The organism is Yoonia sp. R2-816, assembly GCF_046762905.1.
In the GTDB taxonomy this organism is placed as follows: Bacteria; Pseudomonadota; Alphaproteobacteria; order Rhodobacterales; family Rhodobacteraceae; genus Yoonia.
The window spans coordinates 186,043-201,902 of sequence record NZ_JBKQXN010000216.1 but is presented as its reverse complement, the minus strand read 5'-3'; the positions used below and the strand labels follow the sequence as shown (position 1 = coordinate 201,902).

Sequence of the window (15,860 nt, the reverse complement as noted above, 5' to 3'; positions counted from 1 at the left end):
GTGTAGATCAGGCTTTTTCCGCCTTCTCCAGTTTTTCCAGCGCGGCCATCCACATGGCCTCGGCCCGTTCCAGACCGTCCATGATTTCGGCGTATTTCTTGTTCCACGTCGCCAGTTCACCTGCCTTGCCGTCCTCGTAAAGCGCAGGGTCGGCGAGTTTCTTGGCGAGTTTGTCGCGCATCTCGTTGATTTTGTTGACCCGTTCTTCGTTTTTGCGCACGTCTGCCCGCAGGCTGAGGATCTGGTCGCGGCCTGGTTTTGCCGCCTTGGTTGGTTGCGGCTTATCTTTTTCGGCGGGCTTGTCCGCGGTCAGCAGTAATTTGCGATAGGTTTGCAGGTCTTCAGCGTAAGGTTTCACATGCCCGTCTTTGACCAGCCAGAGCCGGTCGGCGACCATCGACAGCAGGTGCATGTCGTGGCTGACGAGGATGACGGCGCCGGAATAGGCGGTGAGTGCTTCGACCAGCGCTTCGCGGCTTTCGATGTCGAGGTGATTTGTAGGTTCGTCGAGGATCAAGAGATGCGGTGCGGGCAGGGTGGCCAGCAGCAGCGAGAGCCGCGCCTTTTGTCCGCCGGAGAGCCGCCCGACGGCGGTTTCTGCCTGATCTGCACCAAGCCCAAAGCCGGCCAGCCGCGCGCGAAGTTTGGCCTGCCCTTCGTTCGGTCGTTCGCGGAAGAGATGGTCGAGCGGGGTTTCTTCGACGCGCAATTCCTCGACCTGATGCTGGGCGAAGAAGCCGATGCGGAGCTTGTTGGAGCGAACCATTTTACCGCGTGCGACGGGCAGGCGGTCGGATAGCATTTTCGACAGTGTCGATTTGCCTTCGCCGTTGCGCCCCAGAAGGGCGATCCGGTCGTCCTGATCGATGCGCAGGTTCAGATCGTGCAGCACGATGTGGTTGCCATAGCCAACAGCGGCACCTTCGGTGGCGATGATCGGGGGCGACAGCTCTTCAGGTTCGGGGAAGGTGAAGACTGTGCGCGCGGCGTCTTCGGGCGCGCGGATCGTTTCCATCTTTTCCAGCATCTTGACGCGTGATTGGGCCTGCTTGGCTTTGGATGCCTTGGCTTTGAACCGGTCCACGAAGGATTGCAGGTGCGCGCGTTGGGCATCCTGTTTCTTGGCCGCGGCCGCCTGGACTGCGCGTTTCGCCGCCCGCTGTTTGGCGAAGCTGTCATAGGGGCCGGTGTAGTAGGTCAGACCCTTGTCTTCGAGATGCAGGATACCGCCGACGGAGCGGTTGAGCAGTTCCCGGTCGTGGCTGACGATCAGGACAGTGTGGGGGTATTTGACGAGGTAAGCCTCGAGCCACAGCGCGCCTTCGAGGTCGAGGTAGTTTGTGGGTTCGTCCAGCAGCAAGAGGTCGGGTTCGGAGAACAGAACGGCGGCAAGGGCGACGCGCATCCGCCAGCCGCCGGAAAAGGCCGAGCAGGGCATTTTCTGTTCGTCATTGGTAAAGCCCAGACCGCGCAGGATGGTGGCCGCCCGCGCCTCTGCCGACCAGGCGTCGATATCGGCAAGCCGGGTCTGGACCTCTGCGATGCGGGTGGGGTCGGTGGCCGTGTCCGCCTCGGCCAACAGCGCCTCGCGTTCGGTATCGGCGCGCAGGACGGTGTTGATCAGCGACACCTCGTTTCCCGGCACCTCCTGGCTTACGCCGCCGATTCTCCAGCCTTTGGGTATGCTGACTGACCCGGTGTCGAGCACCATTTCCCCCCGGATCACCCGGAATAGCGTCGTCTTGCCGGACCCGTTGCGGCCCACAAGGCCGACCTTGTGACCGGTCGGGATGGTGACGGTCGCGTGTTCGACCAGTGTGCGGCCTTCGACGGAGTAGGTGATGTCTGAAATCTTGAGCATGAGGAGCGCTATGCTTGAGGAATGCTGCGGGGTCAATCGCTGCACCTGGTGACGGTGCTAACCTTTTTGAAACTCTGATTTGCGACCGTGTTGCCAGCGGGCTTTTTGCAGGGTGCCAACATGAATCTTTATCACTGTTCGATCGATCTGGCTGACAATGCCAAGGCGGTTGCCTTTGCGGTCGCGGTGGAGGCGTGGATGGATCATCTGCAGCAAAACGGGGTGATACAATCATGGCGGCTGTGTCGCCGGAAACTTGGGTTTGGTGCGCCGAAGGCCCGGGATTTCCTGCTGGAGATCGAGTTGCGCGACATGACCCAGCTGGATCAGGCGTTTCGTTTTACCGGCACCGGGGATGAAACGGTGGAGCGTCTTTACACCACCGTGCATCAAATGGTGGGGGAGGTGGATACGGGGCTTTATCGGCCGTTCCCCGATCCAGAGCGGGCGGAGCGGATGGCTTTGATCTGATTTTGCTTCTTGCTGGCGTTGGGGAGCAACCAAGCCTGAGGCAATGGTGATGGTCTTGTGCAGGTCCGGGTGCGCTTAGGGTCAAGGCACGCTCGCTGTGGGATGCGGGCCTTGCTGCATTGAGGGTTGGCCTGTCAGCCGTTGGTTGGCCAGGCGTGGTGTTCGTCGTCGATGATCAGCGCATGCGCGTGCTGTTGCCCGCCGCCTTGCAGATGCGGGTGATCCGGTGGCAGGTCGGGATGGGTGTGGGGCACGATGATCGGGTCGCCTTCGGGCCAGAGGATGGATGCGGCCACAACACCGATTGCACCAAGAATGGCGAGGATGCCGAGCGTCGGACCTGCGCCAAGGGCGGTCATCGCGCTGCCCGCCAGTGGGTAGGTCACCAGCCAGCATGCGTGCGACAGGGCGAATTGCGCGGTGAAGACGGCGGGCCGGTCATCGCTGTGGGCCGACCGCCGCAGAAGTCGCCCTTGCGGTGTCAGCGTGGTTGAATAGCCGATCCCGGTCAGGCACCAGAGGACCAGGAAGGTGGTCCAGTTGGGCGCGAGGAAGGCCTGCGCGCCCATCAGCGCGGTCAGCAGCAGAGCGCCGCTGATCATGACCGGCCGGTCGCTGAGCCGTTTCAGAAGGCCGGGCAGGGCGAGCGCGGCGAGCATGGAGCCGCCGCCGAACGCCGCAAGGGCGAGGGCGACATCGCCGTCTGTGCCGCTATAGCCATCGCGCACAACGACGACAGTATTGACGATGACAAAGGCGCTGGCGGCTGCGGCGGTGAGGGTGAGCGCGAGCAGCCCCCGCAGGCGTGGTGTGGCCAGATAGATGCGCATGCCGCGCGTCAGCCTTTCACGAAAGGGGCGGTCCTTACCGGGTTTGCGCAAGGGCAGTGTTGTGACCCATACCAGCAAGGCGGACAAGGCAAAGCCGATAACGGTACCGCCGAAAAGCCAGTGATAGCTCATCATCAGCAGCAGAATGCCAGCGAGTGCCGGACTGATCAGGTTTTCAGTGTCATAGGCCAGACGTGAGAGCGAGAGGGCTTTGGAATAGTCGTCTTCATCCTCCAGCACATCAGGGATGGTCGCCTGAAAGGTGGGTGTGAATGTGGCCGAAGCGGTTTGCAGTAGGAATATCGCAACGTAGATCTGCCAGATTTCGGTGATGAATGGCAGGGCAAGTGCGACCCCGGCCCGGATCAGATCAGCACCGATCAGAACGGGCTTCCGCGGCAGGTTGGCTACCAGCGCGCCAGTGATCGGCGACAGGCCGACATAGGCCACCATCTTGATCGCGTAGGCAATACCGAGGACCGCCGCCGCCGCCGCCCCGGCCAGATCGTAGGCCAGCAGGCCGAGTGCCACGGTCAAAAGCCCCGTGCCTAGAAGCGCGACGACCTGTGCTGCGAAAAGCCTGCCAAAGACCGGATGGATGATAAGCTGCCACATGCATCGACGCTAGCGTGTGAGGCTGATGCACGCAAATGGTGGTGTTTGCCGCAGGCCCCTTTTCATAGGCATTGCTGCGTGTTAGGGGACCGCCAAAGCAAACCAATCTAGCAATGAAAGACAGTAAAACATGGCTATCCAGCGCACGTTTTCCATCATCAAACCTGACGCCACCAAGCGGAACCTGACCGGTCAGATCATCGCGAAATTCGAAGAGGCAGGCCTGCGGGTCATCGCCTCAAAGCGGATCCATCTGACACTGGCGCAGGCGCAGCAGTTTTACGGTGTTCACAAGGACCGCCCGTTCTTTGACGAATTGTGCGAGTTCATGATTTCCGAACCGATTGTCGTGCAGGTTCTGGAAGGTGAAGACGCCATCGCCAAGAACCGCGAAGTGATGGGCGCCACAAATCCGGAAGATGCGGCACCGGGCACGATCCGCAAGGAATTTGCGCTGTCGATTGGCGAAAACTCGGTGCATGGTTCTGATGCGCCGGAGACGGCTGCCGAAGAGATTGCGTTCTTCTTTTCCGGGCTGGAACTGGTGGGATAAAATCCCACCCTACCTCAAGCTGCGAGGGGGGCGTCCTTTGGGGCGCCCTCTTTCGTTTCCATATGGTGGCGCAGCAAAGCTACGTTTTTCTTGTTGGCCTTGTTGCCGATGTCGAAGATATCTCCGATGAGGGGTATTGATCCGATGATAGCGTCGATGGCGGTGTTGACAGCCATGCGCGCGATCACGGGTCTGGACGCGCCCATTTGGCGAGCGCGGTAGATGATGTATCCGGCGGGCCCGAGAGCGGCAATATCGCCGATGCCCGGGATCAGGCCGAGGATGGAATCGAGTCCCACCCGCACCCCGACAATAGGCAAGCGGACCAAATTATCCATCCGGTCCGCTATCCGGTCGAGCCGGTCGATTTCAGTTATCTCAGACACGCGCCGGTTCGTCGCGGGCGATGATGTAGACGGCGTGCACGATGCCCGGAAAATAGCCCAGGATCGTCAGCAGGATGTTGAGCCAGAAATGCTTGCCTAGACCAACCTGCAGGAAGACCCCCAAGGGAGGTAGAAGAATGGCGAAGATGATGCGGATGAGGTCCATGACGTTTCCTTTCCTGTTACATTGATTGACAACATAATGCGCCGACCGCCATTTGGTTCCCCATCAGATCATGCTGACCATCAATGGCTCGCGCTCCCGGACAGGTTTGGCATTCTGCGCGCGTTTTTCAAGATTGCGCTCTAACGCTTTGTAATTGCGGATATTCGCGTTGTAGAGCGCGTCAAAAACATCGCCAATAAAGGGGATTGCGCCTATGGCCGTATCAAGCGTGACATTCATGGCCATATAGGCAAGCGCACCGGGGGTTGCCCCCAGCTTATGCGCCCTGTGGATCATCCATACGCCCGGCAGCGCCGCCAGAAGGTCACCCACAACGGGGATCAGACCGACGATGTTGTCCAGACCGATCGAAATGTTCGTACCGGGGATGAAGAAAATTGCGTCCATCCGGAAGGCCAGCTTACGCAGACGGGCGAGTTCAAAATCGATATCTTGTTCTATGTTCATACCATTAACATACCCGATTCTGATGGCCATGTGAAGGGTATTTACTTTATGTCAGGTAGATCTGACCGTTATTGCCAAGGAAGTGCGCTTTGTCGCCGTCATAGCTGATACAAATAGGGGATACTGATATGCGCTTTGCTTGCGTTTTATGTATATCTTTTGCGGTTTCGATCCCGCAGGCGGCATTGGCCTTGCGCTGTCAGATGTCGTCTTTCGATGATTTCGCGGTTTTGCCGAGCACTTGTGATCGGATGATGGTCGTCGGAAAAGTAGACGCGGAATTTGTATTTGACGGGGTGATCATTGGCCCAGATTTGCCGGACAAGCCCCTTCGCGTGCGGATCGCGCCGCAGTTCCGGGAGCCGCCGCATCCGGTTTGGGGCGGTCCGATACTGCCGACGGATTTTCCCTTGTTGGCGCCGCTGGTGCGTGGTGATGATGGCGTGCTCCACTTTGTCGGGAATATGTGCCAGTTATTGACAAGGTCTGCAAATGAAGAGGCAATTGCGCGGGTGAGGGCATGCCAGCGTACAGGTATTTGTCCGCCCTAGCGTCGCTTGCCGACCCCGATACTGTCCAGAATGCGCTCCATCTCGGACAGGTCCTGGTCAAAGCTTTGTGCTTTGATTCTGTCGAATTGCTTGCGCAGGGCTTTTTTCTCTTCGCCTTTGCAATCGTTCCAAGGGCGTCCCTGCAGCGCCATGTGCAGCACGTAATAACCGATAAAATGGGGTTTAGAGCCGTTTTCCAACAATTTGGTATAGGCAGCGTCCGCACCCATCTCGTGCAGTTGTTCTGCGGTGCTGATCCCGACCTCTTTCAATGCTTTTTCGAAGGCCGGGCCAATGTTGCGGATGGTGGTCAGGGCTGCCATGGCGGCAATCTAGCCAATGGTCAAAAAAAGGGCCAGAGGGGTGAGGCGAGATCGGGGAGGACGATCTGGCGGCAGCATACCCCGCTGGCCGAATACTTCTTTTTATCAGCGCAAGCCTAGATGCTTGCGTAATCGGTAAAGACTGGTGCCGACGGTTTGCCGTTTGACTGAAGTGCTGCTGCACTTGGCGTCTTGGGCTGTGGTGTCGGCGACTGCTTCTCGCCTTTTGGTTTTGAACTGGCCATGTCTCTGGTCCTTTTCTCAACTGAATAATAAGTCACTAACTATGTAGGTAGTGTAGTCAGCTTACCTCGGATCAGACTAGGACATTTGGCACATAGCGTGCTTGTGACGTGACAAAAATGTGACCAGTCCCCTTGTTTTTAGGTTTTTCCGCGTCTGGGTGCGGCAGTGCCGCCCTTACCTAACCCCTTGCGAGGCTTGGGTTTTCCGCCGGGCGGTGTGAACCGTTTTGAGGTATCATTGGCGTTACCAGAAAATTTCCCGCCTGGTTTGCCTGCTCTCGCTTTTGGCGGTTTTGTTTCGGAATTGTAACCGGATTTTCCCTTTTGTGACGGCTTCTTGCCGACAGATTTGCCAGTGTTCGACGGTTTGGCGCGTTTTTCAACCAATGCATCACCGTGGTCGCGCCGGGCTGGCTTGGCGCGTGGCTTTCGTGCCGCCCTGTCATCCGCAGCACCGGGAACGGGTTTGACCGCAGGCAGGTCGTCCTGTTTCGAGGGCGGCGGTGCGGACCGGTCGCGTGGCCGCTTGTCGTAATCCCGCTTCGTCTTGCGCGGTCCGCGTTCGCCCAGTTGCGGTGGCCCGTCAAGCGCGCGCAGCTTGGCCTGGTTTTCCAGTGACATGTCAGGGCCCACGGATTTGAGGAAACCCTGCACCGCTGGTTCTGATATTTCGATGAATGTCTCGTTCGGCTGGATGCGGATCGCCCCGATTTCCTTCTTGGTGATCCCGCCTGCCTTGCAGAGCATTGGCATCAACCAGCGCGCCTCTGCCTTGCCTTCGCGCCCGATGTCGATGGCAAACCACTTTGACGGGCCAAAGGATTTGTGTTCGCGCGGCGGGCGGTCGTCGCGGGCGATATCCTTGATTTCGCTGAGATCTTCTGGGGCGGATTGCTTGCCCGCATAAAGCCGGAAATAGGCGGCGGCGATCTTTTCGGCTCCGTGCTGATCAAGCAGTCGCGCGGCGAAGGCCTGTTCGGCTTCGCTGAAATCCTCAGACCAGATCGGGTCGGTCAGTAGCCGTTCTTCGTCCTTTGCGTTGATTTCGTCCGCACTGGGTGGTTTGCCCCAACTGGCTGTCAATTTGCCCCATTTCAGCAGGTTTTGCGCGCGTTTATACATTTTCGCGGGCACGATCATGGCCGAGATGCCCTTGCGCCCCGCGCGTCCGGTGCGCCCTGACCGGTGCAGTAGCGTTTCGGCATTTGTGGGCAGTTCGGCGTGGATCACGAGTTCCAGATTGGGCAGGTCGATGCCGCGTGCGGCCACATCGGTTGCCACGCAGACGCGCGCGCGCCCGTCGCGCATGGCTTGCAGCGCGTTGGAGCGTTCAGTTTGCGTCAGTTCGCCGGAGAGGGCGACGACGGAGAAGCCCCGGTTTGACAGCCGCGTGGTGAGGCGCGTGACCATGGCGCGGGTGTTGCAGAATACAATGGCGTTGGGCGCATCGTAATAGCGCAAGGTATTGATAATGGCTGCATCTGTGTCGTGATTGGCGACGCTGAGGGCGCGATATTCGATATCGGCGTGCTGGGTTTCTTTGGTTGTCGTTGCGATCCGCACCGCGTTTTTCTGGTAGGATTTTGCCAGTGTCGCGATCATCGGCGGGACGGTGGCGGAAAACAGCAAGGTGCGCCGGGTTTCGGGCGCTTGATCGAGGATGAATTCGAGGTCTTCGCGAAAGCCAAGGTCGAGCATTTCGTCGGCTTCGTCCAGCACCACGGCCTTGATATCGCTGAGATTTATCGTGTTGCGCATGATGTGGTCGCGCAAGCGGCCGGGCGTGGCCACAACGATATGCGCGCCGCGGTCGAGTGTGCGCCGTTCGTCGCGGAAATCCATGCCGCCGACGCAGGAGGCCAGTGTTGCGCCGGCACCGGCATAGAGCCATTGCAGCTCGCGCTTGACCTGAAGTGCGAGTTCACGGGTGGGGGCGATGATCAGGGCGAGCGGATTGCTTGCGGGGTCTAACGTGCCGTTTTCATTGAGGATTGTGGGGCCAATTGCGAGGCCGAAGCCGACTGTCTTACCAGAGCCCGTCTGGGCGGAGACAAGCAGATCCTGCCCTTCAAGTTCCGCGTCGGTGACAGCGGTCTGGACAGGGGTCAGATCGGTATAGCCCTGTTTGGAAAGGGCATCGGCGAGGGTGGGGATCATGGCTGCGGCTTTCTTCGACGTAAGCCCCGCGCAGTACGCCTGTCGGCGACGTTTGTATAGGGGGCAGACGCAACGTTCGGTGGGGTGTGCTGTGTCGTGATGGTCGGGTGGTGAAAGAATCATCCGTTAACGCTGATCTATATGGGGTTTGGGGCGGTCGGCATCGCGTCGGCGATGCGTCGGCAAAACGTCGGACCCTACCGCGCGGTGGGGGTGGGTTAACGGGGCGGGCGGTGGATGTGTGAATGGGGCGTTAAGGTTTTGGTTTGGCGGGGTGGAACCCCACCCTACGGGGTTATCTGACCGCGTGTAACGTCAGTTGATGGAACGGTTGATGAATTCGTCTTCTATTCCGTCACAGTCGGAAGCGGTAAAGGTGCCCATTTCCGTCACGATCGCGCCGTCTGCAAAGGCCCATTGCCGCAGTTCCTCGAACTGGTCGCCATCGACCGAAACGGTGCTGGTTCCTGTCAGGAACGCGCCATCAAGAACGCCCGTAAAGGTCACCAGGAATCCCCAGCTTTCGCCTTCAGCCGTCGTGACATTGCCATAGCCGCTGACGTCGATGGCTTCGCCTTCGATTTCCTCGAGAAGCACGGCGGCCGAGAGGGTGTCGGTTTCTGTGCTGTAACATGTCGGCGGCAGAGGCCGGTCGGGTGCCGTGATGATCGGGTTGCCGAGGTGGCCGTCTGCCCAGGCTGGGCCAAGCCCGAGGAGCGTGGCAAGGAGGAGCGCCGCGGCTTTGGTCGACATGCTGACTATCCTTTGAGGTGCGCTGGTGCGCTTTGTTTTGCATCTGCGGAATTATGCGTGAGCCTGTCTTTTTCCACAAGACGCGCGGCAGGCATAGGTGCTGATCCTTAGGCCTGACTGGAAAACCAGAAGTCGATGCGCGTTCTCAGGGCAGCCCAGATGGCAGAGGCGCCGCGTTGGACCTTGGCGCCGACCCGGGTTTCGACCTGTTCGCGGGTGACTTCGTAGTCGATCCAGCTTGTCCCGCCGCTTTCGAGGTTGGAGACCACGGGCTGCACCCGGTCGATGGATTTAGCGAAGATCGCGTCGTCGGTTTCTGCCGCTTCGAATTCGTCCCAGAGGGCGCGGAAGGCACTGGCCTGATCGGCGGGCAGCAGGCCGAAGATACGGGTTGCGGCGGCCTGTTCGATGGCTTCGGTTTCTGCCGGGTCGTGGTTGCCGTGGATGGGATTGTCGCCTGCGTCGATTTCCACGATGTCGTGGATCAGAAGCATCCTGATGACCCGGTCGAGGTTGATGGCGCGATTGGCGTGTTCGGCCATGACCATCGCGTAGAGCGCGATGTGCCAGCTGTGTTCGCCGGAGTTTTCGCGCCGTGATCCGTCGCAAAGCGTGGTGCCGCGCAGAACGGATTTCAGTTTGCAGGCTTCTGTCAGGAAGGTCAGTTGGGCGTTGATACGGTCAGTCAAAGGCACGACATCCTTTTTCATGGGTTTGGGCGAAGGGTGCCGCTGTTAAGCCAAATGAAACGATGCGAGTCTATGGTGATCGAAGGTTATATGGACCGACTGCAATATGCTGAATGTGTATGGCGGGATGGAGGGAGAAGACGAGACAGAGCATATATGGGGCGAAGCAACTGGCATCGTCGTCTTCGTTTGTGATCGACGGGGTTTGGGCGCGAGGTCAGGCGCAGACAAGGATGTCGAGTGAGCTTAGTCTGTGCAGGGGTGCGGCAGAACAGGGATGTTTTATCGCCTCCGCCGAGATCGCGTGCATCACCGATGCTTGCGGCGTTCGGTTGCGGGTCAACCAAAAGAAAGAAAGAACGGCATCACCAGAGGAGGGAATAGGACGGCACGGCCAAAGGACGGAATAGAACGGCGCCACCAGCGGACGCAATGGGACAGCACGACCAAGGGACGCAATAGGATGGCACCACAACGGAAAGGAATAGAACGGCACAAAAAAATGAATGCCAGCCAGTGAACTGGATCGTTGATTAGCGTGTTACACGTCTGGGCATGGCAGGGGATTTGTCGGCCTGCTCGCTTTTGGCAGGGGCAGTGGCAGTGGCTGGGGCTGAGGGCGCGGGTGTCGATGCGGCGTCGTCTTCCAGATCCCAGGGGCCGACAACGGGTTTTGCGGCTTCGGCGGCCTTCTTTTCCGCTTCGGCTTTGGCGGCTTTTTCCGCTTCTGCCTTGCGCGCGGCGGCGGCTTTGCGGGCTTCTTCCTCTGCGGCTTTTTTCGCTGCCTCTTCTTCGGCTTTGCGGGCCGCGACGGCTGCGATCTCGGCCTCGATTTCGGCGGCTTCGCGTGCGGCTTCTTCCGCGGCTGCCTTGGCGTTGTCGACCGGTGTCGTCTCTGCGGCCTTCCGTTCGATTTCGGCCTCTGCGGCTTTCTTGTCTTCTTCTGACAGGCCTTGCAGCGGTGCCGCCTTGGGCGGTGGTGCGTTTTTGAACCCGTTGGCCTGCCGCCGCTCCAGCAGTTCGCGCGCGCGTGCTTCGGCCCGCCGGACGCGCACGGCGGTCAGATAGGTCTCTTGCAGGGTTTGCGAGGATGCCCCAAGCAGTTTGCCGATTTCTTCCACGATCCCGACATCACCCGATGCTGCCTGATCCGCGAGGGCGAGATCGGCAAGTTCATTGGCAACTCTGTCGACATAGGATTCGGCCATGACTACCTCGTGTTTTCGGTCAATCGCCGCCGGACATAGGCCTTAACTGTGTCAATCATTGGGTCCATATATGGATCTTCGAAGAAATGTCCGGCCCCTTCCATTTCATCATGGGTGATCGTGATCCCTTTTTGCTCGTGCAGCTTGTTGACAAGGCTGACTGTGTCGCGCGGCGGAGCGACCCGGTCGTTTGAGCCGTTGATGATCAGCCCCGAGGACGGGCAGGGGGCGAGGAAGCTGAAGTCGTACATATTTGCCGGTGGGCTGACCGAGATGAACCCGGTGATTTCGGGCCGCCGCATCAAGAGCTGCATGCCGATCCACGCGCCAAATGAAAAGCCCGCCACCCAGCAATGTTTGGCGTTGTTGTTCATCGACTGCAGGTAGTCGAGCGCGCTGGCGGCATCGCTGAGTTCACCAACCCCCTGATCATATTCGCCTTGGCTGCGCCCCACACCGCGGAAGTTGAACCGCAACACGGTAAAGCCCATGTTATAAAAGGCGTAGTGCAGGTTGTAGACGACCCGGTTGTTCATCGTACCCCCGAATTGCGGATGCGGGTGCAGCACGATGGCAATCGGTGCATCCCGATCTTTTTGCGGGTGGTAGCGCCCTTCGAGGCGCCCTTCGGGTCCGGGGAAGATGACTTCGGGCATTCTTGATCCGTCACTGCTATGGCCCAAGTGCATTGTTGACGAAAATGCTCAGGCACTTTAGAAAGATTCTAAATTCGGGGATGACCCCAAATCTTGTGTTCACGGTGAAGTAATGACGCGAGGCTGCGGCGTCAATGAAATTGCGTGTCGCGCGCGAGGGGGCTGGCATGAAATTAAGTACAAAGGGCCGCTATGCGATGGTGGCGCTGGCTGATCTGGCCTTGCAGGAGGGCGATGGCCTGGTCAATCTGACGGAGATTTCCAAGCGTCAGGATATCTCACTACCGTATCTGGAGCAGCTGTTTGTGAAGCTGCGCCGCGCCGGCCTGGTTGAATCCGTGCGTGGCCCGGGTGGCGGTTATCGTCTGGCCCGGTCGGCGGCGGATATTCGGGTGTCAGAGATCCTGGGTGCCGTGGATGAGACCGTATCAGCCATGCACAAGGGGGCAGGGGCGTCGGGAGCGACCTCTGGCAGCCGCGCCCAATCCATGACCAACCGGTTGTGGGAGGGGTTAAGCGCCCATGTCTATGTGTTTTTGCATCAGGCCCGCCTGTCGGATGTGGTGGGCAATGAATTGGCCCCCTGTCCGGCCGTTCCTGCGCTGTTCGAGGTCGTTGATGAGGCGTGATCCAAAGGTGCGGCTGCGCCGCGAGACATGTTTAGCCGGGGCCAGCCCCGGACCCCGGGATATTTCTGCTCGGAAGAAGGGATGAGGGTGTATCTGGATCATAACGCCACGACGCCTTTGCGGGCAGAGGCGAGGGCGGCGATGCTGGCGGCGATGGATGTGGTGGGTAATCCGTCCTCTGTGCATGCCGAGGGGCGTGCGGCAAAGGGGCTGGTTGAGAAGGCGCGGGCGCAGCTGGCTGAGGCTGTGGGTGCCTCGGGTGCGGATGTGGTGTTTACATCTGGTGCGACCGAGGCCGCAGCGCTGGTGCTGGCGGGGCGTGGGCTGAAGGCGGCACCGATTGAACATGATGCGGTGCATGCCTGGGTTGATCCGGTTTTGCCGGTTGTGGACGGTGCCGTGCAGGTGGACGATCCGGGCGCGTCGGTGCTGCAACTGGCCAATTCGGAAACAGGGATTGTGCAGGAATTGCCGCAGGGATTGGCGGTGTCTGATATCACACAAGGGTTTGGTCGCATTCCCTTTGCCTTCAACTGGTCAGGCGTGCGGATGGTGTTTTTGTCGGCCCATAAATTTGGTGGCCCGAAAGGTGTGGGTGCGCTGATCTTTCCGGCCGGTACGGACGTGGCCGCGCAGATCAAAGGTGGCGGGCAGGAGATGGGGCGCCGGTCGGGCACTGAGAATGTGGTCGCCATTGCCGGTATGGGCGCTGCTGCGCAGGCCGCGCAGGCCGATCTGGCAGGTGGAAAATGGGACCGGATCGAGAAACTTAGAAATATTCTAGAAAGTGCTATTGAGGCTGCCGAAAACAGGACTATTTTTGTCGGGAAAGGGTGTCGCCGTCTTCCGAACACGAGTTGTTTTGCCACCCCTGGGTGGAAGGGTGAGACGCAAGTCATGGCGATGGATCTGGCGGGGTTTGCGGTTTCGGCAGGATCGGCCTGTTCATCAGGCAAGGTGAAGGTGAGCCGGGTTTTGAAGGCCATGGGACTGGATGATGAAGCTGCCGCGAGTGCGCTGCGCGTGTCGCTGGGGCTGGAGACAACAGAGGATGAGGTCATGCGCTTTGCGCAGGCCTGGACAGAGAAACGCGCCCGCAGGCGGGCAGCTTGAGAGAGGTCGAGATGAACGCGATGGATGCAGTTGAAGTCAAAGAGGGCGTTGATCAGGAGACGGTTGATGCGGTCAAGGAACTCTCGGGTGCTTATAAGCATGGTTGGGAGACCGAGATCGAGATGGAGTATGCGCCCAAGGGCGTGAACACCGATATCGTGCGTCTGATCTCAAACAAGAATAATGAGCCCGAATGGATGACCGATTGGCGTCTGTCGGCCTTTGCCCGCTGGGAGCAGATCGAGGAGCCGACATGGGCCATGGTCAGCTATCCCGATATCGATTTTCAGGACATCTATTACTATGCCCGCCCCAAGAGCATGGAAGTGAAGCCAAAGTCGCTGGATGAGGTCGATCCCAAGCTGCTGGCGACCTATGCCAAGCTGGGTATCCCGTTGAAAGAGCAGGCTATTCTGGCAGGTGTTGAAGGGGCTGAGGATATTCCCGCCGAAGGCCGCAAGGTGGCTGTGGATGCGGTGTTTGACTCTGTGTCCGTGGGCACGACCTTTCAGGCGGAGCTTGAGAAGGCGGGCGTCATCTTCTGTTCGATTTCCGAGGCGATTGAGAAGCATCCGGAATTGGTGAAGAAATATTTGGGGTCCGTTGTGCCGCCATCGGACAATTTCTATGCCACGCTGAACTCTGCCGTGTTTTCGGACGGGTCGTTTGTGTATGTCCCGCCCGGGGTCCGCTGCCCGATGGAGCTGTCGACCTATTTCCGCATTAACGCGGAGAATACCGGCCAGTTTGAGCGCACGCTGATCATCGCTGACAAAGGGTCTCATGTGTCCTATCTGGAAGGCTGTACTGCGCCAAAGCGTGATGTGGCCCAGCTACATGCTGCCGTTGTCGAGATCATCGTCGAGGAAGATGCGGAGGTGAAGTATTCCACCGTACAGAACTGGTATCCGGGCGATGAGAACGGTGTCGGCGGGATCTATAATTTTGTGACGAAGCGTGCCGATTGCCGGGGTGACCGGTCAAAGGTGATGTGGACGCAGGTGGAGACCGGGTCGGCGATTACCTGGAAATATCCAAGCTGCATTTTGCGGGGCAATGACAGCCAGGGTGAGTTTTATTCCATCGCCATTGCCAACAATATGCAGCAGGCCGATACGGGCACCAAGATGGTCCATCTGGGCAAGAACACCAAGTCGCGGATTGTGTCCAAGGGGATTTCTGCGGGCAAGGCGCAGAATACCTATCGTGGCCTTGTGTCGATGCATCCGAAGGCGAAGAATTCGCGCAATTATACCCAGTGTGACAGCCTGCTGATCGGCGATAAATGTGGTGCGCATACGGTGCCTTACATCGAGGTGAAGAATAACTCATCCCGGGTGGAGCATGAGGCGACCACATCGAAGGTCGATGACGATCAGCTGTTCTATTGCCGTCAGCGCGGCATGGATGAGGAAGAGGCTGTGGCGCTGGTCGTGAACGGGTTCTGCAAGGAAGTGCTGCAGGCGCTGCCGATGGAATTTGCCATGGAAGCACAGGCGCTTGTGGCGATTTCGCTGGAAGGCTCTGTCGGCTAGGTCATGCGCACGATTTCGCACCGATATCGTCGCGGGTCCGTCACCGCGCGGCCCCGTTTCCGCCCCGATTGGGTGGGACACTGCATCCTGAGTAGGGATGGCGGACCGATAGATGGCGCGAAAATACGACATCAACGATTTCAATGCGCGGGTGAAGCGCATCAACAATCCGCGCAACAACGCCTATTACGATCCCGAACTGAAGATGCATGTGCCCAAGCACACATCGCAAAAAGAGATCCGGCAGACCGTCAAGCGCAGCAAGATCAATATCTCCAAAATTCTGGTGTCGTTGATCATTGGTGGCGTGGCCATGATGGCCGGGCAGGCGCTGCGCATTCGTTATCTGGGAATGACCGAGGTGACCGATGCCTCGATCTTTACCGACATACTGCTCAGCCTTCTTGTTATGCTGACGCTGGCGGCGCTGATGCATCATCGCAAGATGGTGTTGCGCGTGGCACAGGTGGCCGGCGCAGTGCTGATGTTTGTGGCAGGTCACAATCTGATGTGGGCCTATCCGGACAAACTGGCGATTGTCTATTCGCCGGAATATGTCGAGACCGTGCGCGCACAGACAGTGCCGATGTCGCTGGTCTTTCGGGACGTGACAATCAGTCTCTGACCCCTGAAAATTTATTCCACGCAGCC

Annotated in this window: 19 protein-coding genes; 7 read left to right on the top strand and 12 right to left on the bottom strand. The window is 59.0% G+C overall.

Annotated features, from left to right (window positions below):
• Positions 1 to 7: 7 nt before the first annotated feature.
• Positions 8 to 1,861, bottom strand: a complete 1,854-nt coding sequence (locus tag ACFWW2_RS15130; RefSeq protein ID WP_393929166.1) for an ABC-F family ATP-binding cassette domain-containing protein — start codon at positions 1,859 to 1,861, stop codon at positions 8 to 10.
• 120 nt (positions 1,862 to 1,981) lie between these two features.
• Between ACFWW2_RS15130 and ACFWW2_RS15125 the strand changes: the two genes are divergently transcribed.
• Positions 1,982 to 2,332 carry a DUF6614 family protein gene (locus ACFWW2_RS15125; protein ID WP_393929164.1) on the top strand — a complete coding sequence of 117 codons (351 nt, stop codon included), beginning with the start codon at positions 1,982 to 1,984 and terminating at the stop codon, positions 2,330 to 2,332.
• Positions 2,333 to 2,466: 134 nt separating this feature from the next.
• On the opposite strand, the gene ACFWW2_RS15120 is transcribed toward ACFWW2_RS15125, so the two are convergent.
• Entirely contained in the window at positions 2,467 to 3,777 is a 1,311-nt protein-coding gene (locus ACFWW2_RS15120; RefSeq protein WP_393929162.1) for an MFS transporter, read from the bottom strand.
• A 130-nt stretch (positions 3,778 to 3,907) separates the two neighbouring features.
• On the opposite strand from ACFWW2_RS15120, the gene ndk reads away from it, so the two are divergent.
• The gene (gene ndk, locus ACFWW2_RS15115; protein ID WP_393929161.1) at positions 3,908 to 4,330 is read left to right on the top strand and encodes a nucleoside-diphosphate kinase; all 423 of its coding nucleotides are present in this window, start codon (positions 3,908 to 3,910) and stop codon (positions 4,328 to 4,330) included.
• Positions 4,331 to 4,344: 14 nt separating this feature from the next.
• On the opposite strand, the gene ACFWW2_RS15110 is transcribed toward ndk, so the two are convergent.
• The 3 genes from ACFWW2_RS15110 to ACFWW2_RS15100 form a co-directional block, all read right to left on the bottom strand.
• A complete protein-coding gene (locus ACFWW2_RS15110; protein ID WP_393929159.1) occupies positions 4,345 to 4,716 on the bottom strand; it encodes a DUF4112 domain-containing protein in 372 nt (123 codons plus the stop codon).
• Positions 4,709 to 4,882 carry a YqaE/Pmp3 family membrane protein gene (locus ACFWW2_RS15105; protein WP_393929157.1) on the bottom strand — a complete coding sequence of 58 codons (174 nt, stop codon included), beginning with the start codon at positions 4,880 to 4,882 and terminating at the stop codon, positions 4,709 to 4,711. The genes ACFWW2_RS15110 and ACFWW2_RS15105 overlap by 8 nt, the downstream gene beginning before the upstream one ends.
• 63 nt (positions 4,883 to 4,945) lie before the next feature.
• The gene (locus ACFWW2_RS15100; protein ID WP_393929155.1) at positions 4,946 to 5,350 is read right to left on the bottom strand and encodes a DUF4112 domain-containing protein; all 405 of its coding nucleotides are present in this window, start codon (positions 5,348 to 5,350) and stop codon (positions 4,946 to 4,948) included.
• A 251-nt stretch (positions 5,351 to 5,601) separates the two neighbouring features.
• Between ACFWW2_RS15100 and ACFWW2_RS15095 the strand changes: the two genes are divergently transcribed.
• Positions 5,602 to 5,901, top strand: a complete 300-nt coding sequence (locus ACFWW2_RS15095) for a hypothetical protein (RefSeq protein ID WP_393929154.1) — start codon at positions 5,602 to 5,604, stop codon at positions 5,899 to 5,901.
• Here ACFWW2_RS15095 and ACFWW2_RS15090 read toward each other — a convergent pair.
• The 7 genes from ACFWW2_RS15090 to ACFWW2_RS15060 form a co-directional block, all read right to left on the bottom strand.
• Positions 5,898 to 6,224 (bottom strand): TfoX/Sxy family protein, encoded by a 327-nt coding sequence (locus ACFWW2_RS15090; RefSeq protein ID WP_393929152.1) that lies wholly within the window; start codon positions 6,222 to 6,224, stop codon positions 5,898 to 5,900. The two genes, ACFWW2_RS15095 and ACFWW2_RS15090, sit on opposite strands and share 4 nt — an antisense overlap.
• A 116-nt stretch (positions 6,225 to 6,340) precedes the next feature.
• Positions 6,341 to 6,469 carry a hypothetical protein gene (locus ACFWW2_RS15085; protein WP_393929150.1) on the bottom strand — a complete coding sequence of 43 codons (129 nt, stop codon included), beginning with the start codon at positions 6,467 to 6,469 and terminating at the stop codon, positions 6,341 to 6,343.
• 138 nt (positions 6,470 to 6,607) lie between these two features.
• Complete coding sequence (locus tag ACFWW2_RS15080; protein WP_393929148.1) at positions 6,608 to 8,626, bottom strand: DEAD/DEAH box helicase; 2,019 nt, start codon at positions 8,624 to 8,626, stop codon at positions 6,608 to 6,610.
• A gap of 315 nt (positions 8,627 to 8,941) precedes the next feature.
• Complete coding sequence (locus ACFWW2_RS15075) at positions 8,942 to 9,379, bottom strand: hypothetical protein (RefSeq protein WP_393929146.1); 438 nt, start codon at positions 9,377 to 9,379, stop codon at positions 8,942 to 8,944.
• Between the two features lie 107 nt (positions 9,380 to 9,486).
• A complete protein-coding gene (locus tag ACFWW2_RS15070) occupies positions 9,487 to 10,068 on the bottom strand; it encodes an HD domain-containing protein (RefSeq protein ID WP_393929431.1) in 582 nt (193 codons plus the stop codon).
• Between the two features lie 533 nt (positions 10,069 to 10,601).
• Positions 10,602 to 11,276 carry a hypothetical protein gene (locus ACFWW2_RS15065; RefSeq protein WP_393929144.1) on the bottom strand — a complete coding sequence of 225 codons (675 nt, stop codon included), beginning with the start codon at positions 11,274 to 11,276 and terminating at the stop codon, positions 10,602 to 10,604.
• A gap of 2 nt (positions 11,277 to 11,278) precedes the next feature.
• On the bottom strand, positions 11,279 to 11,932 hold the full coding sequence (locus tag ACFWW2_RS15060) for an alpha/beta hydrolase (RefSeq protein ID WP_393929141.1): 654 nt from the start codon (positions 11,930 to 11,932) through the stop codon (positions 11,279 to 11,281).
• A 167-nt stretch (positions 11,933 to 12,099) separates the two neighbouring features.
• Here ACFWW2_RS15060 and ACFWW2_RS15055 point away from each other — a divergent pair, with 167 nt between their 5' ends.
• The 4 genes from ACFWW2_RS15055 to ACFWW2_RS15040 all read left to right on the top strand — a co-directional run bounded on the left by ACFWW2_RS15055 (position 12,100) and on the right by ACFWW2_RS15040 (position 15,834).
• The gene (locus ACFWW2_RS15055; RefSeq protein WP_393929139.1) at positions 12,100 to 12,561 is read left to right on the top strand and encodes an Rrf2 family transcriptional regulator; all 462 of its coding nucleotides are present in this window, start codon (positions 12,100 to 12,102) and stop codon (positions 12,559 to 12,561) included.
• Positions 12,562 to 12,642: 81 nt separating this feature from the next.
• The gene (locus ACFWW2_RS15050; protein ID WP_393929137.1) at positions 12,643 to 13,674 is read left to right on the top strand and encodes a cysteine desulfurase family protein; all 1,032 of its coding nucleotides are present in this window, start codon (positions 12,643 to 12,645) and stop codon (positions 13,672 to 13,674) included.
• An 11-nt stretch (positions 13,675 to 13,685) separates the two neighbouring features.
• The gene (gene sufB, locus ACFWW2_RS15045; RefSeq protein WP_393929429.1) at positions 13,686 to 15,209 is read left to right on the top strand and encodes a Fe-S cluster assembly protein SufB; all 1,524 of its coding nucleotides are present in this window, start codon (positions 13,686 to 13,688) and stop codon (positions 15,207 to 15,209) included.
• Between the two features lie 112 nt (positions 15,210 to 15,321).
• Positions 15,322 to 15,834 carry a hypothetical protein gene (locus ACFWW2_RS15040; RefSeq protein WP_393929135.1) on the top strand — a complete coding sequence of 171 codons (513 nt, stop codon included), beginning with the start codon at positions 15,322 to 15,324 and terminating at the stop codon, positions 15,832 to 15,834.
• Positions 15,835 to 15,860: the final 26 nt, after the last annotated feature.